Origin of the sequence: Brevundimonas sp. (assembly GCF_032055285.1) — a bacterium.
In the GTDB taxonomy this organism is placed as follows: Bacteria; Pseudomonadota; Alphaproteobacteria; order Caulobacterales; family Caulobacteraceae; genus Brevundimonas.
The window spans coordinates 402,547-424,757 of record NZ_DAMBRE010000001.1 but is presented as its reverse complement, the minus strand read 5'-3'; the positions used below and the strand labels follow the sequence as shown (position 1 = coordinate 424,757).

General features: G+C 70.2%; 25 protein-coding genes. 20 read left to right on the top strand and 5 right to left on the bottom strand.

The genetic code is table 11. The features are described 5' to 3' along the window. Both RTY13_RS02160 and RTY13_RS02155 read left to right on the top strand, forming a co-directional pair. On the top strand, positions 1 to 936 hold the full coding sequence (locus tag RTY13_RS02160) for a nucleoside hydrolase (protein WP_312780778.1): 936 nt from the start codon (positions 1 to 3) through the stop codon (positions 934 to 936). Next, on the top strand, positions 933 to 1,778 hold the full coding sequence (locus tag RTY13_RS02155) for a ribokinase (protein ID WP_312780777.1): 846 nt from the start codon (positions 933 to 935) through the stop codon (positions 1,776 to 1,778). Before RTY13_RS02160 ends, RTY13_RS02155 begins: the two co-directional genes overlap by 4 nt. A 40-nt stretch (positions 1,779 to 1,818) precedes the next feature. On the opposite strand, the gene RTY13_RS02150 is transcribed toward RTY13_RS02155, so the two are convergent. Then, positions 1,819 to 2,958 (bottom strand): zinc-dependent alcohol dehydrogenase family protein, encoded by a 1,140-nt coding sequence (locus RTY13_RS02150; RefSeq protein ID WP_312780776.1) that lies wholly within the window; start codon positions 2,956 to 2,958, stop codon positions 1,819 to 1,821. Positions 2,959 to 3,061: 103 nt separating this feature from the next. Between RTY13_RS02150 and RTY13_RS02145 the strand changes: the two genes are divergently transcribed. Then, positions 3,062 to 3,454, top strand: a complete 393-nt coding sequence (locus RTY13_RS02145; RefSeq protein ID WP_312780775.1) for a thioesterase family protein — start codon at positions 3,062 to 3,064, stop codon at positions 3,452 to 3,454. Here RTY13_RS02145 and RTY13_RS02140 read toward each other — a convergent pair. Next, a complete protein-coding gene (locus RTY13_RS02140) occupies positions 3,451 to 3,660 on the bottom strand; it encodes a hypothetical protein (RefSeq protein ID WP_312780774.1) in 210 nt (69 codons plus the stop codon). The two genes, RTY13_RS02145 and RTY13_RS02140, sit on opposite strands and share 4 nt — an antisense overlap. Before the next feature lie 122 nt (positions 3,661 to 3,782). Here RTY13_RS02140 and RTY13_RS02135 point away from each other — a divergent pair, with 122 nt between their 5' ends. Next, a complete protein-coding gene (locus RTY13_RS02135) occupies positions 3,783 to 4,556 on the top strand; it encodes a YebC/PmpR family DNA-binding transcriptional regulator (protein ID WP_292085645.1) in 774 nt (257 codons plus the stop codon). Positions 4,557 to 4,575: 19 nt separating this feature from the next. On the opposite strand, the gene RTY13_RS02130 is transcribed toward RTY13_RS02135, so the two are convergent. Beyond that, on the bottom strand, positions 4,576 to 5,238 hold the full coding sequence (locus tag RTY13_RS02130) for a hypothetical protein (protein ID WP_312780773.1): 663 nt from the start codon (positions 5,236 to 5,238) through the stop codon (positions 4,576 to 4,578). A 127-nt stretch (positions 5,239 to 5,365) separates the two neighbouring features. On the opposite strand from RTY13_RS02130, the gene RTY13_RS02125 reads away from it, so the two are divergent. Continuing rightward, on the top strand, positions 5,366 to 6,064 hold the full coding sequence (locus tag RTY13_RS02125) for an MgtC/SapB family protein (RefSeq protein ID WP_312780772.1): 699 nt from the start codon (positions 5,366 to 5,368) through the stop codon (positions 6,062 to 6,064). Between the two features lie 62 nt (positions 6,065 to 6,126). After that, positions 6,127 to 6,831, top strand: a complete 705-nt coding sequence (locus tag RTY13_RS02120) for an MgtC/SapB family protein (protein ID WP_312780771.1) — start codon at positions 6,127 to 6,129, stop codon at positions 6,829 to 6,831. 134 nt (positions 6,832 to 6,965) lie between these two features. On the opposite strand, the gene RTY13_RS02115 is transcribed toward RTY13_RS02120, so the two are convergent. Then, on the bottom strand, positions 6,966 to 8,201 hold the full coding sequence (locus RTY13_RS02115) for an MFS transporter (RefSeq protein WP_312780770.1): 1,236 nt from the start codon (positions 8,199 to 8,201) through the stop codon (positions 6,966 to 6,968). Further along, the gene (locus RTY13_RS02110) at positions 8,194 to 8,607 is read right to left on the bottom strand and encodes a MarR family winged helix-turn-helix transcriptional regulator (protein WP_312780768.1); all 414 of its coding nucleotides are present in this window, start codon (positions 8,605 to 8,607) and stop codon (positions 8,194 to 8,196) included. Before RTY13_RS02110 ends, RTY13_RS02115 begins: the two co-directional genes overlap by 8 nt. A gap of 94 nt (positions 8,608 to 8,701) precedes the next feature. On the opposite strand from RTY13_RS02110, the gene ruvC reads away from it, so the two are divergent. From ruvC to ftsH, 14 genes are all read left to right on the top strand, one after another. Further along, a complete protein-coding gene (gene ruvC / locus RTY13_RS02105) occupies positions 8,702 to 9,220 on the top strand; it encodes a crossover junction endodeoxyribonuclease RuvC (RefSeq protein ID WP_312780767.1) in 519 nt (172 codons plus the stop codon). Beyond that, positions 9,217 to 9,840: a Holliday junction branch migration protein RuvA gene (gene ruvA, locus RTY13_RS02100; RefSeq protein ID WP_312780766.1), complete on the top strand. Its 624-nt coding sequence runs from the start codon at positions 9,217 to 9,219 to the stop codon at positions 9,838 to 9,840. The genes ruvC and ruvA overlap by 4 nt, the downstream gene beginning before the upstream one ends. Before the next feature lie 148 nt (positions 9,841 to 9,988). Beyond that, positions 9,989 to 11,017 (top strand): Holliday junction branch migration DNA helicase RuvB, encoded by a 1,029-nt coding sequence (gene ruvB, locus RTY13_RS02095; RefSeq protein WP_312780765.1) that lies wholly within the window; start codon positions 9,989 to 9,991, stop codon positions 11,015 to 11,017. A gap of 74 nt (positions 11,018 to 11,091) precedes the next feature. Beyond that, a complete protein-coding gene (locus RTY13_RS02090) occupies positions 11,092 to 11,493 on the top strand; it encodes a hypothetical protein (RefSeq protein WP_312780764.1) in 402 nt (133 codons plus the stop codon). A 3-nt stretch (positions 11,494 to 11,496) separates the two neighbouring features. Continuing rightward, positions 11,497 to 11,952 carry a tol-pal system-associated acyl-CoA thioesterase gene (ybgC, locus tag RTY13_RS02085; protein WP_312780763.1) on the top strand — a complete coding sequence of 152 codons (456 nt, stop codon included), beginning with the start codon at positions 11,497 to 11,499 and terminating at the stop codon, positions 11,950 to 11,952. Positions 11,953 to 12,076: 124 nt separating this feature from the next. Further along, positions 12,077 to 12,832, top strand: coding sequence for a protein TolQ (gene tolQ, locus RTY13_RS02080; protein WP_312780762.1), 756 nt, complete (start codon positions 12,077 to 12,079; stop codon positions 12,830 to 12,832). A 3-nt stretch (positions 12,833 to 12,835) separates the two neighbouring features. Beyond that, positions 12,836 to 13,297 carry a protein TolR gene (gene tolR / locus RTY13_RS02075; RefSeq protein ID WP_312780761.1) on the top strand — a complete coding sequence of 154 codons (462 nt, stop codon included), beginning with the start codon at positions 12,836 to 12,838 and terminating at the stop codon, positions 13,295 to 13,297. 6 nt (positions 13,298 to 13,303) lie between these two features. After that, the gene (locus RTY13_RS02070) at positions 13,304 to 14,182 is read left to right on the top strand and encodes a hypothetical protein (protein WP_312780759.1); all 879 of its coding nucleotides are present in this window, start codon (positions 13,304 to 13,306) and stop codon (positions 14,180 to 14,182) included. A gap of 329 nt (positions 14,183 to 14,511) precedes the next feature. Next, positions 14,512 to 15,888, top strand: coding sequence for a Tol-Pal system beta propeller repeat protein TolB (tolB, locus tag RTY13_RS02065; protein ID WP_312780758.1), 1,377 nt, complete (start codon positions 14,512 to 14,514; stop codon positions 15,886 to 15,888). Between the two features lie 152 nt (positions 15,889 to 16,040). Continuing rightward, a complete protein-coding gene (gene pal, locus RTY13_RS02060; RefSeq protein ID WP_312780757.1) occupies positions 16,041 to 16,595 on the top strand; it encodes a peptidoglycan-associated lipoprotein Pal in 555 nt (184 codons plus the stop codon). A gap of 109 nt (positions 16,596 to 16,704) precedes the next feature. Beyond that, positions 16,705 to 17,856 carry a DUF3667 domain-containing protein gene (locus tag RTY13_RS02055; protein WP_312780756.1) on the top strand — a complete coding sequence of 384 codons (1,152 nt, stop codon included), beginning with the start codon at positions 16,705 to 16,707 and terminating at the stop codon, positions 17,854 to 17,856. 56 nt (positions 17,857 to 17,912) lie between these two features. Further along, entirely contained in the window at positions 17,913 to 18,755 is an 843-nt protein-coding gene (locus tag RTY13_RS02050) for a tol-pal system protein (RefSeq protein WP_312780754.1), read from the top strand. Positions 18,756 to 18,886: 131 nt separating this feature from the next. After that, positions 18,887 to 20,137, top strand: coding sequence for an ATP-binding protein (locus tag RTY13_RS02045; protein ID WP_409450268.1), 1,251 nt, complete (start codon positions 18,887 to 18,889; stop codon positions 20,135 to 20,137). 52 nt (positions 20,138 to 20,189) lie between these two features. Continuing rightward, the gene (ftsH, locus tag RTY13_RS02040) at positions 20,190 to 22,166 is read left to right on the top strand and encodes an ATP-dependent zinc metalloprotease FtsH (RefSeq protein WP_312780751.1); all 1,977 of its coding nucleotides are present in this window, start codon (positions 20,190 to 20,192) and stop codon (positions 22,164 to 22,166) included. The last annotated feature ends 45 nt before the right edge of the window (positions 22,167 to 22,211 follow it).

The window sequence follows — 22,211 nt, the reverse complement described above, 5'->3', positions numbered from 1 at the left end:
GTGAAACAGTCTCTCATCATTGATTGCGATCCCGGCGTCGACGACGCCACGGGCTTGCTGACCGCCTTCGCCTCCTCCGACCTCGACCTGCTGGCCGTGACCACGGTCGGGGGCAATGACAGCGCCATGCAGACCGCGCGCAACGCCCGCATCCTGCGCCAGATCGCCGGACGCGAGGACGTGCCGGTCTTCGTCGGGGCCGAGCGGCCTCTGAAGCGCGAACCCGCCGGGGCGGGTGAGTTCCACGGGGCCGAGGGGCTGGGCGATCTTGAGCCGTTCGAGCCCGCCGCGCCGGCGGGCGAGGGGACGGCGGCCGAGGCCATCGCCAGGCTGGTGATGGAGCGGCCGGCAGGCAGCGTGGCCCTGATCGTCATGGGGCCGATGACCAACCTAGCCCTGGCCATGCGGGCCGAGCCGAAGCTGGCGGACCATCTGGGGCCGGTGGTGGTCATGGGCGGGGCGCGCTCGGAAGGCGGCAACATCACCGCCAGCGCCGAGTTCAATATCTGGGCCGACCCGGATGCTGCGGCGGAGGTCTTTGCATCGGGCTGCCGGATGATCGTCCTGGGGCTGGACGCCACCCATCAGGTGCGCTCGACCGAGGCGCGCATCAGGGTGATCGAGGCGGTGGACACGGCCTCTGGGCGGACGGCGGCGGGGATGCTGCGCTTTTCGCAGCGGACCGAGCGCGAGATCGTCGGCTGGGACGCCGGGCCGCTGCACGATCCCTGCACCGTGGCCTGGCTGCTGAAGCCGGAGCTGTTCGAGCTGGCGCCGTGCCGGATCGCGGTGGAGACCGAGAGCGATCTGACGCGCGGCCATACGGCGGTCGAGTTCCGCGTCGAGGCCGCGACGGCCAGGCATTTCTGGGCGACAAGGGCGGATGCGGACGGGGTCTTCGCCCTGATCGCCGAACGACTGGGAGAAGGGCGATGAGGATCACCGTCGTCGGGTCGATCAATCTGGACATGGTGGCGTCCGCGCCCAGCCTGCCGGTGCCGGGCGAGACGGTGACGGGCGCGACCCTGGCCCGTCACGCGGGCGGCAAGGGCGCCAATCAGGCGCTGGCGGCGCGGCGGCTGGGGGCCGAGGTCAGCCTGATCGGACGGGTCGGCGAGGACGAGATGTCGGGCGCGGCTGTGGCCCTGATGCTGGCGCACGGGGTGGACCTGTCGGGGGTCGAGACAGACATCGCGGCGCCGACGGGGGTGGCCCTGATCGCTGTCGATCCGAGCGGAGAGAACCAGATCGTGGTCGCCGCCGGGGCCAACCACTTCGTCACGCCGGAGCAGCTGCCGTCGCGGATCGAGACGCCGCTGATCGTCCAGCTGGAGCTGCCGATCGAGACGGTCGAGGCGGCGGTGGGTCGGGCGACCGACTTCGTCTGCGCCAACCTGGCGCCCGCCGCGCCCGTGTCGGAGGCCCTGTTGCGGCGGGCCGACCTGATCGTGGTCAATGAGACGGAGGCGGCCTTCTATGGCGAGGCCCTGCACGTCGGCGGCGGTCTGGTGGTGGTGACCAAGGGGGCGCGCGGGGCGGTCATGTACCGGCGCGGCGTCGAGATGGCCTGGGCCACGCCGCCGCGGGTTCACGCCATCGACGCGACCGGGGCGGGCGACGCCTTTGTCGGGGCTATCACCGTGGCCCTGCTGGACGGGATGACGCCGGACGCGGCCCTGCACTTCGCCTGTGCGGCAGGGGCGCTGGCGGCGACGCGGCCGGGCGCTCAGCCGTCGCTGGGGACGCGCGAAGAGGTCGAGGCCTTGCTGGCGGGGTGAGGTTTCCCCCTCCCCATGAAGGGGAGGGGGAAAGGCGCGCCTAGAAGCGGATCACCTGTCGCACGGCCCGCCCGTCGGCCAGGGCGTCGAAGGCGGCGTTGATGTCGTCCAGCGCCAGGGTTCCGCTGAGCAGGCGGTCGACCGGCAGGCGGCCCTGGCGGAACAGGGCGACATAGCGGGGGATGTCGCGGGTCGGGACGCAGGTCCCGATGTAGGAGCCCTTCAGCGTGCGTTCCTCGCCGACCAGCGACACGACGTTGACGGCCAGGGCGGCCTCGGGCGGGGGCAGGCCGGCGGTGACGGTGGTCCCGCCGCGCCGGGTCATGCGCCAGGCACTGTCGAGAGCGCGGACCGAGCCGGCCATCTCGAACACGAAGTCGGCGCCGCCACGGGTCAGGGCGCGGACCTGATCGACGGCGTCGGGAGCGGCGGCGTTGACGGTCTGGACCACGCCCTCCGGGCCGAGCGAGCGGGCGAGGGCCAGCTTGTCCTCCGACAGATCGACGGCGACGACCGGCGAGGCGCCCGAGGCCAGGGCGCCGAGGACGCTGGCCAGGCCGACGCCGCCGAGGCCGACGACCACGGCGGACTGGCCGGCGCGGAGACCCGCCGTGTTCACCACGGCCCCGACACCGGTCAGGACAGCGCAGCCGAACAGGGCGGCGTGCTCGAACGACAGGTCGGGGTCGATCCTGACGAGGGAGCGGCGCGAGACCACGGCGTGAGAGGCGAAGGCCGAGCAGCCGAGGTGGTGGTTGAGGGGCTCGGGCCCGGCGTGCAGGGCGCGTCGGCCGGTCAGAAGCTCGCCCTTGCCGTTGGCGGCGGCGCCCGGCTCGCACAGGGCGGGGCGACCCTCGGCGCAGGGGCTGCAATGGCCGCAGGACGGCATGAAGACCATGACGACGTGGTCGTCGACGGCGAGGTCGGCGACGCCCTCGCCCAGGGCCTGGACGACGCCCGCCGCCTCGTGTCCCAGGGCCATCGGCAGGGGGCGGGGGCGGTCGCCGTTGATGACCGAGAGATCCGAATGGCACAGGCCCGCCGCCTTGACGGCGACCAGGACCTCGCCCGGTCCGGGATCGTCGAGGGTGAGGGTCTCGATGCCGAGGGGGCGGCTGTCGGCGTAGGGGCGCGCGGCGCCCATGTGGCGCAGGACGGCGGCGCGGGTGGTCGTCGGCATGGTCACGTCTCCCATCTGATGTCAGGCTAGGCGACTGACGCAGGGGAGGCCAAGGGGGATGACGGAGCGGAGCAGGGGGAGGCGCGGCGACTATGCGCGGTTCGTGCGGCTGACGACGCGCTGGGCCGACAATGACGCCTATGGCCACGTCAACAACGTCGCCTACTACGCCTTCATCGACACGGCGGTGAACCAGCTATTGATAGAAGAAGGTCTTCTGGACGTGGCGGGGTCCGAGGTGATCGGGGTGGCGGCGGAATCCGGCTGTCGGTTCCACGCCTCGGCCGCCTATCCCGACGTGATCCACGCCGGGGTGCGGGTCGGACGGCTGGGGTCGTCCAGCATCCGCTACGAGGTCGGCCTGTTCCGCAACGACGAGGACGAGGCGACGGCGGAGGGTTTCTTCGTCCATGTCATGGTGACGCGGGCGACCATGAGGCCCGCAGCCATCCCCGAGGCGCTGCGGGCGTTTCTGGAAGAGCTGACCCGGCCTTAGCGTTCGTCGTATTGGCGCAGCAGGAACAGGGTTCCGACGGCGGTCAGGGCACCCAGGGCGAAGGCGGCGACCAGGGAGCCGGTGGCGGCGGCGGTGGAGACGGTGACCGGGCGCTTGGCGTACCATTCGACGATCTCGCCCGCGTGGGCGTGGTCGATGCCCTCGTCATAGGCGTCGTCCAGATAGGTTTCGTCGGCGGCGGCCATAGGCGTCTCCTTATTGCCTGCGCTAAATCCCCGGCGCGGTCGGGCGGTTCCCAGTCGTGACAGAGGATCGCACATCCAGTAAAGGGCGCGCCTCACGTTTCAGAAATCTGGCAGCGAGATTCATGGCCGGCCACTCGAAATTCAAGAACATCATGCACCGCAAGGGGCGCGCCGACGCCCAGCGCTCGAAGCTGTTCTCCAAACTGTCCCGCGACATCACCGTGGCCGCCAAGTCGGGCATGCCCGACCCGGCCCTGAACCCGCGCCTGCGTCTGGCGGTCAACAACGCCAAGGCCGAAAGCTTGCCCAAGGACGTCATCCAGCGCGCCATCAACAAGGCCGCCGGCGGCGACGCCGACACGATGGAAGAGGTCCGCTACGAGGGCCGGGGTCCGGGCGGCGTCGGCATCATCGTCGAGGCCCTGACGGACAACCGCAACCGCGCGGCCTCGAACATCGGCACGGCCTTCAAGAAGAACGGCGGCGCCCTGGGCGAGATGAACTCGGTCGCCTTCATGTGGGACAAGGTGGGCAAGATCACCTATCCCGCCGAGGCCGGCACCGAGGACGCCGTCATGGAGGCCGCCATCGAGGCCGGCGCTTCGGACGTCGAGAGCGATCTGGTCAAGCCGGACATCTATGAGGATGCGCCGGGCCACGTGATCTGGACGGCCTATGAGGACCTGAACGAGGTGGCCGAGGCCATGTCCAAGGTCCTGGGCGACCCGAAGTCAACCGCCATCGTCTGGAAGCCGCAGTCGGAAGTGCCAGTGACGGGCGAGGCCGTCGGCACCCTGTTCAAGCTGTTGGACGCCCTGGACGCCGAGGACGACGTGTCGTCAGTCTATTCCAACGAAGACATCTCGGACGAAGACGCGGCCAAGTACGCGGGCTGATCGTCCTGAGGGCTGCCTTCTAGCGGGGGCAGGTCTGCATCCAGTCCGGATCCGGCTCGGCGGCCCTGAGGTCGCCGAGCGTCGGGATGTTGCGCTCGGCGTCGGCGCTGACGGTGATGTGGGACATGGCCGAGGCCGTGGGCGCCTCGCGATTATAGACCGTCAGGGCGAAGGGCGCGTGGCCCGGCGCCTCGACGCGCCAGACGCTGTTGCTCTCGCCGGCGCCGAAGGCGTAGCAGCCGATCGGATCGACGCTGGCCCCGCGCACCCGCAGGGCCTCGACCGGATCGAAGGGCACGGGTTCGCCCGTCGCCGACCATTTGAAGATGATCTGGGTCGTAGGCGTGCGCGTGGTCTCGACGTTCAGATCCGCCAGCCGGCCCTGCGACGGCGAGGTCCAGCGGACCATGGAGGCGCGGCGCTGGACGTCGGCCGGGTCGAGCGCCGAGGGCGTGCCGGCGACGAAGACCGACAGGATGGCGTCGACCATCTGGTTGGCGCGGGTGACCTTGGGCCACTGCTCGGCGCAGGCGCCCTCGGCGTAGCTGGCCATGTTGGCGGTTCGGGCTAGGGCCAGGGTGCAGCGCTGCATGAACTGATCCTGCGTCTCCTGCGCGGCGGCGGGCGTCGTCATCAGGCAGGGCAGGCAGGCGAGAGAGGCTACGAAGAGGGCGGCGCGCATGGCGGCTTCCTTTCGGAGATCGCTGATCGAGGAAGAATGCGCTCGATGCCGGAGCGGGGCAAGCGGAGCCGGGGCCAGCGGCGGACCGCCCGTCGGAACAGGCGACGCGGCCGACCGTTGCCGTGACATGACCCTGACGCAGATCGAAACCTTCGCCCTGCCGATCCTGGGCGCCGTCGTGGCGGGCGGGATCATCGGGTTCGAGCGCGAGTGGCGCGGTCGGGCGGCGGGGTTCCGCACCCATATCCTGGTCAGCCTGGCCTCGGCCCTGCTGATGCTGGCGGCCATGGGTCAGGCGGACTGGGCGTTTCGCGCCCTGCCGGACGAGAACATCGTCACCGACCCGACGCGGATGGCGCATGGGGTGCTGACCGGGATCGGCTTCCTGTGCGCGGGGGTCATTTTCCGCACCGGGTTTTCCATCCACGGGCTGACGACGGCGGCGAGCCTGTGGATCACCTCGGCCATCGGCCTGTTGTTCGGGGCGGGGCTGTTCACCCTGGGGGTGGTGGGGACGGCGACGACGGGGGTGATCCTGGTGGCCCTGCGGCTGGTCAGCGTGCGGCTGCCGGCGCGGGTGCTGACCGATGTCGAGGTGCGCTGGCGCCGCGAGGGACCCTCGCCCGAGGTCGAGGTCGAGGCGGCGCTGAAGGTGATCGACCCGATGCCGCGCCATGACCGGTTCGAGCTGATCGACGGCGGGACGACGGTGCGGCGCAGCTGGCGCGTCAAGGCCGGGGGCGAGGCCGAGCTGAAGGCGCTGGCGGCGCGGCTGTGCGCCCTGCCGGGGGTGACGGAATACGTGCTGGATCCCCGCGACGACTGACCCTTGCGGCAGGACGCGGCGCGGTCCACGGTGAGCGGTCCTGCGCAGCTTGAGGGGCGGACATGACGGTGGCCGGAGTATTGGACTGGGGCCTGATCGGGCCGGTGGCGGCGGCGATGACGGCGGGCGGTCTGATCGGGATCGAGCGGACCTATCACGGCCATCCGGCGGGGTTCCGCACCCATATCCTGGTCTGCATGACCTCCTGCGTCCTGATGCTGGCGGCCATGCATCAGGCGACCTGGGCCTTTGTCGCCTTGCCCGACCAGAGGCTGGTGATCGACCCCACCCGGATGTCGCACGGCATTCTGACGGGCATCGGCTTCCTGTGCGCCGGGGTGATCTTCCGCGAGGGCTTTTCCGTCCACGGCCTGACCACGGCGGCGTCGCTGTGGACCACCTCGGCGGTGGGGGTGATGTTCGGGATCGGCATGTGGGACCTGGGTCTGATCGCCGGGGGCGCGACCCTGCTGGTGCTGGCCATCCTGAGGTTCCTCGACGCCCGCCTGCCGCATGTCGGCGTGGTGGACGTGACCCTGCGCTGGGCGCGCGGCGAGGCGCCGGGCGAGGCGATCCTGCGCGGCCTGCTGGCCGACAGCGGCCTGAAGCCGGTGCGGGTCGGCCATGTGGTCAGCCATGACGGCCAAATCCACGAGCACCACATCAAGGCGCGCGGGCCGATGCCCTTGCGGGTCGACGACCTGTCGGCGCGGCTGACGCAGCAGGGCGGGCTGGCCGGGTTTTCGGTCATGCCCAGGGACGACTAGGCAGCGGGGGCTGACGCTCTACATGCAGAAGGCGATGGCGGCGTCGAGCCAGACGGCGAGGCCGTGACGGCTCCACAGCCAGCCGCCGAGGGCCGCCAGGGCGACAAGGCCGCAGCCGATGGCGAGGCGGCGGCTCATTCGGCGGGGACCGTTTCAGGGCGCACGACCGGGGCCTCGCGCACCGGGACATTGGCCAAGGCGGCCATGACGGCCAGGGCGATGGAGAGGGTCCAGATCGCCGTATAGGAACCGGTCAGGTCGAAGGCCACGCCCGCCAGCCAGGCGCCCAGAAACGCCCCGACCTGATGGCTGAGGAAGACGATGCCGGCGAGCGCCGACAGGTGGCGCACGCCGAAGATCTGGGCCACCAGACCATTGGTCAGGGGCACGGTGCCCAGCCACAGGAAACCGAAGGTCGCCGCGAAGATCAGGGCGCTGGCCGGCGACAACGGAACAAGCAGGAAGACGGCGATGGCCACGGCGCGCAGGGCGTAGAGCAGGGTCAGCAGGCCCTTCTTCGAGCCCCTGGAGCCCCAGGCGCCCCACAGCCAGGAGCCGGCGATGTTGAACAGGCCGATCAGGGCCAGGGAGGCGGCCCCGACCCCGCCCGACAGGCCCATGTCACGCAGGTAGGCGGGCAGGTGGGTGCCGACGAAGGCGACGTGGAAGCCGCAGACGAAGAAGCCGAGGTTGAGCAGGGCGTAGCTGGGGTTGGTCAGGGCCTCCTTCAGCGCGGCCTTCAGCGGCAGGCCGTCGCGGGCGGTCGGGGCCGGGGGCTTGCCCGCCACGCCGAGCGCCAGAGGAATGATCAGGGCGACCATACCGCCGAGAACGAAGAGGGTGAGGCGCCAGTCGAGGGCGTCGAGCAGGCCCTGCGCCGCCGGGACCACGAGGAACTGGCCGAAGGAGCCGCCGGCGGTGACGATGCCGAAGGCCAGGGTGCGTTTCTCGGGCGGGACGGCGCGACCGACGGCGCCCAGCACCACCACGAAGGTCACGCCCGCCATGGACAGGCCGACCAGGGCGCCGAAGCCCAGCATCAGACCCAGGGCGTCGGCGGCGGTGGCCGCCACGGCCAGACCGGCCAGATAGACCAGGGCGCCGCCGACCGCGACCTTGCCCGCGCCATGCTTGTCGGCCCAGGCCCCGACGAAGGGCTGGATCAGGCCGAACAGCAGGTTCTGGGCGGCGATGATCAGGCCGAAGGTCTGGCGGTCGATCTCCAGATCCAGACCGACGGGGCGCAGGAAGAGGCCGAAGGACTGACGCACGCCCATGGACAGGGTGACGATGACGGCGCCGGTCAGGATCATGATCCAGGCGCGGCGCGACAGGCCGGAGGCGGGGGCCGGGGAGGCGGCGTCAGGCATTGATTTCCAACTCACTCAACAGGTCGATCAGGGCCGCCTCGCGCGGGCCGAGCAGGGCGGCGACGCGGGTCTGGGCCGTGGTCCAGTGCGGCAGGGCGTCGGCCAGCTTCTGAACGCCGCCGGGGGTCAGGCCGAGGGTCTGGCCGCGCGCGCCGGGCGTGGCCTCGGCGACGACCCAGCCCTGACGGATCAGCGGCTGCAGGGTGCGCCAAAGGGCGCTCTTCTCATGCAGGGTGGCCTCGGCCAGATCGCCCAGCCGTGAGGGGCCGAGCCGGGCCAGGGTCCGCAGCACGGCGAACTGGTTGATGTTCAGCCCGACGTCCGTCAGCGCCTCGTCATAAAGCCGCGACAGGGTACGCGAGGCGCGGCGCACGCGGCCGCAGATGCAGGGAGAGACGACATCCATTGCATATGCAAAGCACGCGATCATTGCATATGCAATAAGAAAGGCGCGACGCGCGGTCATTGTTCGCTAACCCTCTTTGGGGCAATAGGAACGGATGGCGAACGAAACGACTCGCATCCTGGGGCTGGACCCCGGCCTGCGCCGCACCGGCTGGGGCGTGATCGAAAGCGAGGGCAGCCGCCTGCGCTGGATCGCTCACGGGGTGGTGACGCCCGCCGAGAAGGCGCCTTTTCCCGAGCGACTGCTGCACCTGCTGGAGGAGGTCGGTTCGATCTGCGCGGCCTACAGCTGCGACGAGGCGGCGATCGAGGAGGTCTTTGTCAACATGAACGGGGCCTCGACGCTGAAGCTGGGCCATGCGCGGGCGGCGGTCATGCTGGCCCCTGCAAGGGCGGGCCTGAGCGTGGCGGAGTACGCCCCCAGCCTGGTCAAGAAGGCGGTGGTCGGGGCCGGGCAGGCGGACAAGAGCCAGGTGGCCTTCATGATCAAGCGGCTGCTGCCGGCGGCGGGCGAGGTGAAGGCGGATGCGGCGGACGCCCTGGCGGTGGCCATCACCCATGCGCATCATCGGCGGAGCTTGAGCCTGAGTGCGAGTTTGAGGGGCGCGGCATGATCGGGCGTTTGCGCGGGGTTCTGGCCGAGGTCGGGGAGGCGGAGTGCCTGATCGACTGCGGCGGGGTGGGCTATGTGGCGACCTGCGGGGCGCGGACCCTGGGGCGTCTGCCGGCGCCGGGCGACGAGACGACCCTCTATATCCATAGCCAGTGGAGCGAGGACGCGGGGCCGCGTCTGTACGGCTTCCTGTCGCGTGACGAGCGGCGCGCCTTCACCCTGCTGCTGGCCATTCAGGGCGTGGGGCCGAAGGCGGCGCTGAGCGTGCTGGACGTCCTGCCGCCGGGCGAACTGGCCTCGGCCGTGGCGCGCGAGGACAAGGCGGCGGTGGCGCGGGCCAATATGGTGGGGCCCAAGCTGGCCCTGCGCATCGTCACCGAACTGAAGGGCAAGGCCCTGGGCGACGCCCACTTCGCGCCGGTCGCGCCGGGCGTCCACGCCGAGGTCGCCGCCGCCCCGCCGCCGCCGAGCGTGACGGGCGAGGCGGTCGCGGCCCTGCTGGGTCTGGGCATAGCCGAAATCAATGCGCGCCGGGCGGTGGATCAGGCCTTGATCCGGCTGGGGGATGAGGCCGAGCTGCCGGCGGTGATCCGCGCGGCCCTGCAGGAGCTGGGGCGGTGACTTCCCCTATCCGCTCATCCCCGCGGAGGCGGGGACCCAGTGCTTTGGCTTTCGGCGCCGTCGCCCGGTATGAAGGCGGCATGATCGGAACCGTGCGTCGTGTCGCTCAAACCTGGGTCCCCGCCTCCGCGGGGATGAGCGGTCAATCATGAGCGAGCGTTTGGTGACCGGCGACGCCGCGCCCGGCGAGCAGCACGACCGCGCGCTGCGGCCGCAGACCCTGTCCGAGTTCGTCGGCCAGTCGGCGGCCAAGGGCAATCTGAAGGTCTTCATCGACGCGGCGCGCGGCCGGTCCGAGGCGCTGGATCATGTCCTGCTGTTCGGTCCTCCGGGTCTGGGCAAGACGACGCTGGCGCAGATCGTGTCGCGCGAACTGGGCGTGGGCTTCCGCGCTACCTCCGGCCCCATTCTGGCCAAGGCGGGCGATCTGGCGGCCATCCTGACCAATCTGGAGCCGCGCGACGTCCTGTTCATCGACGAGATCCACCGCATGGCCCCGCAGGTGGAGGAGATTCTCTATCCGGCGATGGAGGACCATGTGCTGGACCTGATCATCGGCGAGGGGCCGTCGGCGCGCAGCGTGCGCATCGACTTGGCGCCCTTTACGCTGGTGGGGGCGACGACGCGGGCGGGGTTGCTGGCGACGCCGTTGCGGGACCGGTTCGGCATTCCGCTGAGGCTGGAGTTCTATTCGCCCGAGGAGCTGACGGCGGTGATCCGGGGGGCGGCGCGCAAGATGGGCGCGACCATCACCGAGGACGGGGCGATGGAGATCGCGCGCCGGGCGCGGGGCACGCCGCGCATCGCCGGGCGTCTGTTGCGCCGGGTGCGGGACTTCGCCGACGCCGAGGGAGGGCAGATCGACCGGCTGGCGGCGGCGCGGGCGCTGGCGCGGCTGGAGGTCGACGAGCAGGGGCTGGACAGTCTGGACCGGCGCTTCCTCAAGGCCCTGATCGAGAACTATGGCGGCGGGCCGGTGGGCATGGATACGCTGGCGGCGGCCATCGCCGAGGCGCGCGACGCGGTCGAGGACGTGATCGAGCCCTATCTGCTGCAACAGGGCTTCATCATGCGCACCCCGCGCGGCCGCGTGGCCTGCGCCAAGGCCTATGAGCATCTGGGGCTGACGGCGCCGCAGGTGCAGCCCGCGCCGCCGCCGGACCTTTTCGGAAAGTAGGCGCAAGTCATTCGCAAAGGGGCTTCACCGCCGCATCAAACCCGGCCATGCTTCATGGCGAAGGGAGACGGGCGATGGCGCGAGGCGGGATCGGCAAGGACCAGATGATCGTCGTGCTGGCCGCGGCGGTGCTGTTGCTCGGTGCGCTGAGTCTGGTCGCCGTCAGTCAGGGCGCGCGCTTCGGGCCGAAGCAGGCGAGCCCGGCCGAACGGGCCCTGACCCAGGTCAAGGCGCAGATGGGGCCGACCGCCGAGGTGCGCTATCTGGAAAACGGCAAACGCCGCGCCGTCTGCGGTTACGCCGGGATCGCCGGGCAAAAGCAGGCCGTGGCCTTCGTCTCGCGGCCCAATCGCATCCTGATGGGCGACGATCCCCTGGGCGCCGAGTTCGCCGACATGAAGGCAGAGTTCTGTCCGGGCTTCAACGCGACGGCCCCGACGGCTAAGGCCTCAGCCACGACTTCCGCTCAGGGCTGACCCATGACCGACCAACCGACCGCCGGCCGTTTCGACGGGCTGGATCACCTGCTGCCGGTGCGGGTCTATTACGAGGACACCGACTTCACCGGTCTGGTCTATCACGCCAACTATGTGCGCTATTTCGAGCGGGGGCGGTCGGACTTCCTGCGGCTGGCGGGGGTGGGCCATGTCGAACTGCTGGAGCAGGACGAGCCGCTGGCCTTTGTCGTGTCGGACCTGGTGATCAAGTATGTGAAACCGGCGCGGATCGACGACGCCCTGGTGGTGCGCACCCGCTATGAGGCGATCAAGGGGCCGCGCCTGATCATCCGCCAGACGGTCGAGCGCGACGGCGAGGCGCTGTGCCGGGCCGATGTGACGGCGGTCTGCATCCATCTGGACGGGCGGCCGCGACGCCCGACGAAGCGGCTGATCGAGCTGGTGACGCCCTGGCTGTCGGGTGAAGCCTCGCAATAACGAGGTTGTCAGATCGGCCCCCCGTGACGCAGGAGCCGACGACCGCTAGACCCGCCGCCATGAAACCGCCACGTCCGCCCGCTCGATAAGGTCGGACGACACCGGACCCACCCAAGGACCCCGCATGACCGCCCCAGTCGACGCCTCGCTGCTGAATCCCATCGAGCTGTTCATGACCGCCGACTGGGTGGTGAAGACCGTGATGGTCGGCCTGGCTGCGGCCTCGGTCTGGTCCTGGACCATCATCATCGACAAGGGCGTGCGCTTCGCCCGCATGAACGCCCGTGCGACCGAGTTCGAGAAGCAGGTCGAGAGCGGCCGCTCGCTGGAAGACGTGGCCGCGCAGGCCGGCCCGCAGCCCGCCGATCCCCTGCCGCGCATGCTGGTGTCGACCCTGCAGGACTGGCGCGAGGCGCGCTCGCGCGGGGCCATGACGGACACCCAGGGCAACATGCTGATCGCCCGCATCGACCGCGCGCTGGATTCGGTCATCGCCCGCGAGAGCCAGAAGATCGAGAACGGTCTGGGCGTCCTGTCGGTGGTGGCCACCGCCTCGCCCTTCATCGGCCTGTTCGGCACGGTCTGGGGCATCATGAACGCCTTCGGCAACATCGCGGCGGCGGGCAACACCAATCTGACGACGGTGGCGCCGGCCATCGCCGAAGCCCTGTTCGCCACGGCCATCGGTCTGGCGGCGGCCATCCCGGCCTATATCGCCTTCAACGCCTTCTCGGTGTCGGCGGGCAAGTTCACCGGCCGTCTGGAAGCCTTCGCCGACGACCTGCAGTCGGCCATCGCCCGCCGTCTGGGCGCGCCCTCGGCCCCGCCGCCGCCGCCCCCGCCGCCGTCCGCTGACCTGAACCTGCGTCGGGGCGCCTGATCCATGGCGATGGGTGGAGGAGGCGGAAGCTCGGGCGGGCGCGGTCGTCGCCGCGCGCGCAAGCGTCCCTTGAGCGAAATCAACGTCACGCCGCTGGTCGACGTCATGCTGGTGCTGCTGATCATCTTCATGATCTCGGCGCCCCTGCTGACCGTCGGCGTGCCGGTGGAGCTGCCCAAGACCGAGGCCAGCGCGGTCGAGACGAACGACAAGCCGATCACGGTCTCGATCGATCAGAACGGGGCCATCTTCATCGGCGAGAGCGAGGTCCGCTGGGAGAACCTGGCGATTCGCGTGGCCGAAGAGGGCGGCGAGAAGGCGCGCGACAAGGCCGTCTTCATCCGTGCCGATGGCCGCGCCCCCTATCAGGCCGTGGCGCGCGTGATGGCGCGCCTGTCCGCCTCGGGCTTCACCAAGCTGAACCTGATCACCGACACCGCCGCCGACGAGCCGGCGGAGGGCTGACGGACCTTGCGCCGCCCCAGTCCCGCCATCCTCGGCTCCATCGCCCTGCACGCGGGGGTGGTGGCGCTCGCCTTCGTGTCGTGGTCGTCGAAGGACGAGCCCAAGCCGCTGGTGAACTCGGTGCCGGTGTCGATCGTCTCGGACATCGAGATCGCCGCCGCGCCCGCCGACAATCCGCAGCACGAGCCCTCGCCCGAGGACGGAGCCACCGCGCCGGTCGAGACGCCGCCGGAACCGGTCCCGCCCGAGCCCAAGCCGACGCCGCCGCAGCCCAGGCCCACCCCGCCCGCACCGAGGCCGGTTCCAACGCCCCCGGCCCCGCGTCCCACGCCTGCGCCGACGCCGCGTCCGACCCCGCCCAAGCCGACGCCGCCAGCCCCCGCGCCGCGCCCGACGCCGACCCCGCCGCGTCCCACCCCGCCGGTGCCCGCGCGTCCGACGCCGCCCGCACCGGCGCGCCCGGCGCCGGCCACGCCCGCGCCCGGCCTGGACCTGGACGCCCTGGCCGGTCCGCCGCGTCCCACCCAAAACCGGGGCCGTCCGGCGACGGGTCAGCAGGGCTCGGGTCAGGCCAGTCAGGCGACGGGGCCGCAGATCACGGCCATCTTCAATCAGGTCTATGACAACTGGAACGTCTTCATCGTATGCAACATGCCAGGTGGGAATGAGCTGCGCATCCAGATGGATGTGACCTTGTCGCCTGACGGGCGGATCACGCGGGGGCCGACCCTGGTCAATCCGCAGTCGAGCGCCGTCTATCGCTCGGCCGCCGATGAAGCGATGCGCGCCCTGCGTCAGACAGCGCCGTTCGACGTGCCGACGGGCTTCCCCGGCGGGGCCTATCGTCCGACCTTCAACACCGAACGCGCCTGCGCCAACCGGTGAGCCGTAGCGTTCCCTCTCCCGGCGGGAGGGCTTGAGCCTCCAAGAGCGAAGCGATTGGCCAGGCGAAAGGGTGAGGGGCTGAGGTCTGCCGTCGGCGCAAGCCGTGGCGCGGCGGCTTGCGCCGAAGGAACGCTTCGACCCTCATCCGGCCCTTCGGGCCACCTTCTCCCATCGGGAGAAGGGATCAAGGCGGAAGAGGTGCAGGAATGCTTGCCTTCAAAGTCTGAAAGTCGCCCCATTCCGGGGCAAGCTTGTCTTTCACAAACTGGTTTTTGTCATACGGTCTGGCGATAAGGACCGACGAGCCGTCCAACTTCTGGGAGTTCCCTATGCGTCTGCACCTTCTTCTCGCCTCGACCGCCGCGGTCCTGATGGCGGGTCCGGCGACAGCTCAGACGCAGCCTCAGGCGACGCCGGCTCAGCAATCGGGGCCGGTCGAGGTCGAGATCGATCAGGGCGTGCTGCGCCCGCTGCAGATCGCCGTCGTGCCCTTCACCGGGCAGAACGGTCCGCAGATCTCCAACGTCATCAGCGGCAACCTGAAGCGCTCGGGCTTCTTTGACCCGCTGAACCCGGCCAGCTTCATCGAGACCGGGCTGACGCTCGCCAATGCGCCCAACTTCCCGCAGTGGACGAGCATCGGGGCGCAGGCGGTGCTGTACGGCGGGGTGACGCCGCGCGCCGACGGGCGGGTGGACGTGGGCTTCCGCCTGTATGATCCCTACCGGCAGTGTCAGCTGGTCAGCTATCAGTTCACCGCCACCAGCGAGCAGTGGCGCCGGATCGCGCACAAGATTTCGGACGTCATCTATCAGCGCATGACGGGCGAGGCGGGCTTCTTTGATTCGCGCGTCCTGTTCGTGTCGGAGAGCGGCACCCAGCTGAACAAGCTGTCGCGTCTGACCATCGTCGATCAGGACGGCTACAACCCCGTCTTCCTGACCCAGGGCGACGAGATCATCATGTCGCCGCGCTTCTCGGCGTCGAACCCGGACGAGGTCACCTATGTGGCCCTGGGCAAGGATTACAGCCGCATCTACCTCTACAACCTGTCGACCGGGCGCCGGGAAAGCCTGGGCGAGTTCGACGGTCAGGTTCTGGCGCCGCGTTTCTCGAACGACGGGACCAAGATGGCCTTCTCGATCATCCGCGGCGGCAACACCGACGTCTATGTGATGAACCTGCGCACGCGTCAGCTGTCGCGCCTGACCAGCGATCCCGGCATCGACACCTCGCCGTCATTCAGCCCGGACGGCAACCAGATCGTCTTCACCTCGGACCGGTCGGGTTCGGCGCGCCTCTATACGATGCGGGCCGATGGATCGGGCCAGAGGCCGATCTCGCGCGGCGGCGGCATCTATACGGCTCCGGCCTGGAGCCCGCGCGGCGACATGATCGCCTTCACCAAGCAGTCGGGCGGCCGTTTCCATATCGGGGTGATGAAGTCGGACGGGACGGGCGAGCGCACCTTGTCGTCCAGCTACTTCGAGGAAGGCCCGTCGTGGGCGCCGAATGGCCGATACATCGCCTTTGCGCGTCAGAGCCCGGGCGGCGACACCCGTCTGTGGACCGTCGACCTGTCGGGCCGGGTGGTGGCTCAGGCGGGCTATGACGGGCGCGGTTCCGACCCGGCCTGGTCGGGCCTGCTGGACGCCCCGCCGGTCAATCTGGGCATCGGGCAGGGGCCGGATTCCTGCCCTGCCTGATCCGCTTACGGCTTCGTGAGATCACGAGCGGAGCCATTCCCATAAACTGTGCGTTATCGCGTCTGGCGCGACGCGGCGCCGCAGTCTAGCTGACCGCAACAACAGCCAAGCTTGAGGCCGCCGTCCTCAGACCGAACCAAGGAGACGACCCGATGAACACCTCGACCCTGATCAAGCTGGCGACTGTCAGCGCCGCCGTCGCCGCCCTGGCCGCCTGCGCGCCCAAGCCCAAGGTCGAGCCGGCCGTGCCGGTGCAACCGGCCCAGCCGACCGGCCCGCAATACCCGACCGCCCCGACCGGCCCCGTCACCGGCGGCAACGTCGGCGCCGCCACGCCGGGTTCGGAGCAGGACTTCGTCGTCAACGTCGGCGACCGCGTCTATTTCGACCTGGACAGCTACTCGGTGCGCCCGGAAGCCCAGCCGCGTCTGGACGCCCAGGCCGCCTGGCTGGCCCGCTACCCGCAGGTCACGGTCCGCATTGAGGGCAATGCCGACGAACGCGGCACGCGCGAATACAACCTGGCCCTGGGCGCCCGCCGCGCCGAGGCCGTCCGCACCTATCTGATCCAGCGCGGCGTCCCCGCCGGCCGCATCGACACCATCAGCTTCGGCAAGGAGCGTCCGATCGCGGAAGGCTCGAACGAGTCGGCCTGGGCCCAGAACCGCAACGCCCACACCGCAATCGTGTCGGGCGCCCCGCGCTAAACACCGCGGAAGCGACAGAATGAAGGGAGGCGTCGGCTTTGCAGCCGGCGCCTCTTTTCTTTGAGGGCGCAGCGGATCAAAGTCCGCGCCGAATCCGGGGGGAAGTTGAGTGATTGATCTGGAAGCAGCGGGCGGCGCCATGGCGGGCGGCATCATCGCGGGGGCCATCGAAAAGCCGACGGGCAAGGCGGGCGAGCACCACACGACCTGCGCCGACTGCGGCGCCGAGGTCACCGGCAACTTCTGCTCCAACTGCGGTCAGGCGGCGCACGTGCACCGCACCCTGCTGCACCTGGGCGAAGAGCTGCTGCACGGGGTCATGCATTTCGACGGCCGCTTCTGGCGCACCCTGCCGCTGCTGGTCGTCAATCCGGGGCGGCTGACGCGCGAGTGGGTCCAGGGTCGGCGGACGCGCTACGTCTCGCCCCTGGCCATGTTCCTGTTCACCCTGTTCGTGATGTTCTTCGCGCTCAGCTTCATGCCGCATTCGGAGATGAAGCTGCAGGGCTTGCCGGAGCAGATCACCGCCCAGCGCGAGGCGATCGCCGAGGCGGAGGTGGTCGTCGCCGCCGCCCAGAAGGAGGTCGACGCCGCCGCCGCCGCGATGGAGCCCGCCGACGGCTCGCCGCCAGCGCCCAACAGCGGCGCGCGGGCCGGGGTCGCCGCCGGAGTGCTGGCCGCCGCCCAGGCCGGGGTGATCAGCGAGAAGGCCAAGCTGGAGCGTCTGGAGCACGACGCCGTCGAGGGTCGCAAGGACGGCCTGACGCCGGGCAGCTGGCAGGCCCAGGTGGCCGACCTGGCCGCCGACGTAGGCAAGGACGGGAACGCCAACGGCCTGACCAAGACCGTGGCCAAGAAGCTGAAGAACCCGGACCTGGCGCTCTACAAGCTGCAGCAGACCATTTACAAGTTCGCCTTCCTGCTGGTGCCCCTGTCGATCCCCTTCGTGGCCCTGATGTTCCTGTGGAAGCGGGGCTTCACCCTGTACGACCACGGGGTCTTCGTCCTCTATTCGCTGACCTTCATGTCCCTGCTGCTGATGGCGGTGGTGGTGCTGGCGACGTCCATCAAGGGGGCGGGCCCGTTCGCGGGGCTGGCGGCGAGCCTGATCGTGCCGGTGCACATGTTCGCCCAGCTGAAGGGCGCCTACAGCCTGAAGATCTTCTCGACCCTGTGGCGGACGATCGCCCTGCTGATCTTCTGCGAGATCGCGGCGACCCTGTTCATCGTCTCGATCATCTATCTGGGCCTCGGCCACTGACCCTTGCCTCGAAACCGGCCTTGCGAGCGCCGCAAATCGATGGGACGACTTGAGACATGCTGAAGCTGCCTTTTTCCAAATCCGCCGCCCTGACGGCCATCGGTCTGACCCTGATCGGGGGCGCAGTCGTGGCCCAGGTCGCGCCGATGGAGCCGGTCCAGTGGGACAAGCGTCGTCTGGACCAGCTGGACCGCAACGTCCGTCGTCTGGAGCGCGCCCTGACCCAGAGGAACGCCGCCGGTCAGCCCGTTCTGGTCGAACCTGATCCCGAGGTCGTGGCGATGCAGGGTCAGGTTTCGATCCTGGAGCGGCGTCTGGCCGACGTGGAGCAGACCTTCCAGCGGATGAACGCCGACAGCGAGCGCCTGACCTTCCAGCTGGACGAGGCGACGCGCGACAACGCCGCCCTGAGCCGCCGCCTGCGCGATCTGGAAGGCCGGGTCGAGCGCGCCGAAAAGGCCGCCGAGGAACAGGCCGAGCTGAACGGGCCGATCGTCGCCAACTCGCCGACCGGCGATGCGGCCCAGGACCTGACGGCGGCGCTGCGGCTGCTGGGCACCGACGGCGTGCGCGGACAGCGGGCGCTGGAGACGGTCATCGTCACCTGGCCCAATACGCCGCAGTCGCGTGAAGCCAGCAGCCGTCTGGGCGACCTGCACGTCGCCGCGCGCGACAACGCCGCCGCCGTGCCCGCCTACGCCGCCGCCCTGAACGGCTGGCCGCGCACGCCCTGGGCGCCGGAGACGACGCTGAAGCTGGCCGAGGCCCTGCGCGCCACCGACCGGGCCACCCAGGCCTGCGGCGCCCTGAACGAATTCACCCGCCGCTACGCCGAGACCGCGACCGCGGCGCAGAAGACCCGCGCCACGCAACTGCGCACGCGCGCCGCCTGCACCTGAGCGCAGCCGACGCCGATGCTCTGACCAGCCGGGTCTTCGCCCGGCTGGAGGCGCGGCTGGACCGCGAGCGGAGCGAACCGCTCGCGCTGGCCCTGTCGGGCGGGGGGGACTCCGTCGCCCTGCTGCACCTGGTGGCGGACTGGACCAGGGCGAACGGGCGGCGGCTGCTGGCCCTGACGGTGGATCACAATCTCAACGCCATGAGCGCGGACTGGACCGGGTTCGCGGGCGAGACTGCGCGCGCGCTCAAGGCCGACTGGCGGGGGCTGAGCTGGGACGAGGCCGCGCCCGGTCCCGGCCTGACGGCGCGGGCGCGGGCGGCGCGGCACGGGCTGATCGCCGAGGCGGCGCGGGCGGCGGGGGCGCGGGTCGTGCTGCTGGCCCACACCCTTGATGACGTGGCCGAGGCCGACTGGATGCGGGCGCGCGGCTCGACCCTGGGGCGGGTGCGCGAATGGTCGCCGGCGCCGGTCTGGCCGCAGGGGCGGGGGCTGATGCTGCTGCGGCCCCTGCTGGGCGAGCGGCGCGAGGGGCTGAGGGATTATCTGAGAGCGCGAGGGCAGGGCTGGGTCGAGGACCCGGCCAATGCGGACGAACGCTTCGGGCGCAGTCGGGCGCGGGCGGCCCTCCGTGCGGAAGCCCTCCCCCTCGAGGGGGGAGGGTTGGGTGGGGGTGTAGCTGCTACCCTTGCTGATCAGGTTGCGGAGACGCGGGCGGTTTCGCCTCCCGCGCCACAGAGACAAACACCGTACGCACACCCCCATCCCCAACCCTTCCCCCCTCCGCCAGCGGGAAGGGAGTTAAATTGGGCGGGCGTGCTGGACATTCCGCGCGACGCCTCGGCGTCCACATTGGCGGCGGCCCTGCTGTGCGCGGGGGGCGGGTCGGTTCCGCCGCGCGGGGAGCGGCTGGAACGGCTGAGGGCGAAGCTGGCGGGGGGCGAGGATTTCGCGGTGGGTCTGGCGGGGGCGCGGGTCCAGGCGGAGGGGGCGGCGGTTCTGCTGATGCGCGAACCGGGCGAGATGAAGCGGCGTCCGCCGGAGACCGTAATCCTGACGCCCGGCGTCGCCGCCGTCTGGGACGGGCGGTTCGAGATCACGGCGACTGAGCCGGGCTGGCGGGTCGAGGCGGCGGCGGGGCGGCTGGCGACGCTGCCGGAGCATGATCGGCGCGTGGCGGCGGCGCTTCCGGCGGCGGCGCGCGGGGGCCTGCCCGTTCTGGTTCGGGACGATGGAAGCGGCCCGATTCTGGCATGGCGGGGGGCGAGCGTACGGACGCTGGGGGCGCGGCGTCTGGCGCTGGCCTTGGGCGAAACGACGCAGGAGAGCGACCTGTTTCATCCCATGCATGGCGAAACGCCGCCGACTGACCTATTTTCCTAGAAAGACTGCTGATCGGCGGGGCCTGAGGGCGCGCCGAGAAACCGAGGACCGAATGAATCTGCGTAATCTAGCCATCTGGGGCGGGCTGCTGCTGGTGCTGGTCGCCGTCTACGCCGCTTTCGGCCAGAACGGCGGCGCGGCCATGCCGGGCGCCAAGGCCGCGGCGGCCGGACGCCCTGCACCCATCACCTATTCGCAGCTGATCACCGCCATCAATGGCCAGGAGATCAAGACGGCGACGGTGCGTGGCGACATGGTGACCGGCGTCTACAAGAACGACAGCAAGTTCACGACCGTGACGCCGCTGCCCAACGCCGACATCATCGACAAGATGCAGGCCGCCGGCGCGGCCGTGGACGTCAAGAGCACGCGTCAGCCCTGGTGGTCGGGTCTGCTGGGCCTGCTGCTGCCGGTGGCCCTGATCATCGCCTTCTGGTTCTTCATCATGAACCGGATGCAGGGCGGGGCCAAAGGCGCCATGGGCTTCGGCAAGTCCAAGGCCAAGCTGCTGACCGAGCACAAGGGCCGCAAGACCTTCGACGACGTCGCCGGCGTGGACGAGGCCAAGGACGAACTGCAGGAGGTCGTCGACTTCCTGAAGGACCCCGGCAAGTTCCAGCGTCTGGGCGGCAAGATCCCCAAAGGCGCGCTGCTGGTGGGCCCTCCGGGTACCGGCAAGACCCTGCTGGCGCGCGCGGTGGCGGGCGAGGCGGGCGTGCCCTTCTTCTCGATCTCGGGTTCTGACTTCGTGGAAATGTTCGTCGGCGTCGGCGCCAGCCGCGTGCGCGACATGTTCGAGCAGGCCAAGAAGAATGCGCCCTGCATCATCTTCATCGATGAAATCGACGCTGTCGGTCGTCACCGCGGCGCGGGCCTCGGCGGCGGCAACGATGAGCGCGAGCAGACGCTGAACCAGCTGCTGGTCGAGATGGACGGCTTCGAGGCGTCCGAGAACATCATCCTGATCGCGGCGACCAACCGTCCCGACGTGCTGGACCCGGCCCTGCTGCGTCCCGGCCGCTTCGACCGTCAGGTCGTGGTGCCCAATCCCGACGTCTCGGGCCGCGAGCGCATCCTGCGCGTCCACATGAAGGACGTGCCCCTGGCCGCTGACGTGAACGTCAAGACGCTGGCGCGCGGCACGCCGGGCTTCTCGGGCGCGGACCTGGCCAACCTGGTCAACGAGGCGGCCCTGATGGCGGCCCGCAAGGACCGTCGCATGGTCACGCACCGCGACTTCGAGGACGCCAAGGACAAGGTCATGATGGGCTCCGAGCGGAAGTCCATGGCCATGAACGAGGAAGAGCGCCGCCTGACCGCCTATCACGAGGCCGGTCACGCCATCGTCGCCATCAACGTCAAGATGGCCGACCCGGTGCACAAGGCGACCATCGTCCCGCGCGGCCGCGCCCTGGGCATGGTGATGCAACTGCCGGAAGGCGACCGCTATTCCATGAAGTTCCAGCAGATGATCGACCGCATCGCCATCATGGCCGGCGGCCGCGTCGCCGAGGAGCTGATCTTCGGCCCCGAAAGCATCACCTCGGGCGCCAGCTCGGACATCGAGCAGGCGACCAAGCTGGCGCGGGCCATGGTCACGCGCTGGGGCTTCTCCGAGAAGCTGGGCACGGTGGCCTATGGCGAGAACCAGGAGGAGGTCTTCCTCGGCCACTCCGTCTCGCGCAGCCAGAACGTCTCGGAAGAGACGGCCCGCATCATCGACGAAGAGGTCCGCCGCATCGTCACCGAAGGCTGGGACGAGGCGCGCCGCATCCTGACCACCAAGGCCGAGGACCACGAGAAGCTGTCCCAGGCCCTGCTGGAATACGAGACCCTGTCGGGCGATGAGATCCGCGATCTGCTGGAGAAGGGCGTCGCCCCGAACCGTGACGAGGCCAACGACACCGTGGCCGGGCCGTCGGTTTCGGTGCCGGTGACTCCGGTCTCGGACGGGGTCGAGGTCGAGGTGGTGAAAACCTCGGAGGCCGAGCCGGCCGCCGCGCCGACGACGAGCGTGCCGACCGCCTGACCGGATCGGATGGGCTGAAATGAGGAGGGGCGGGCCGCGAGGCTC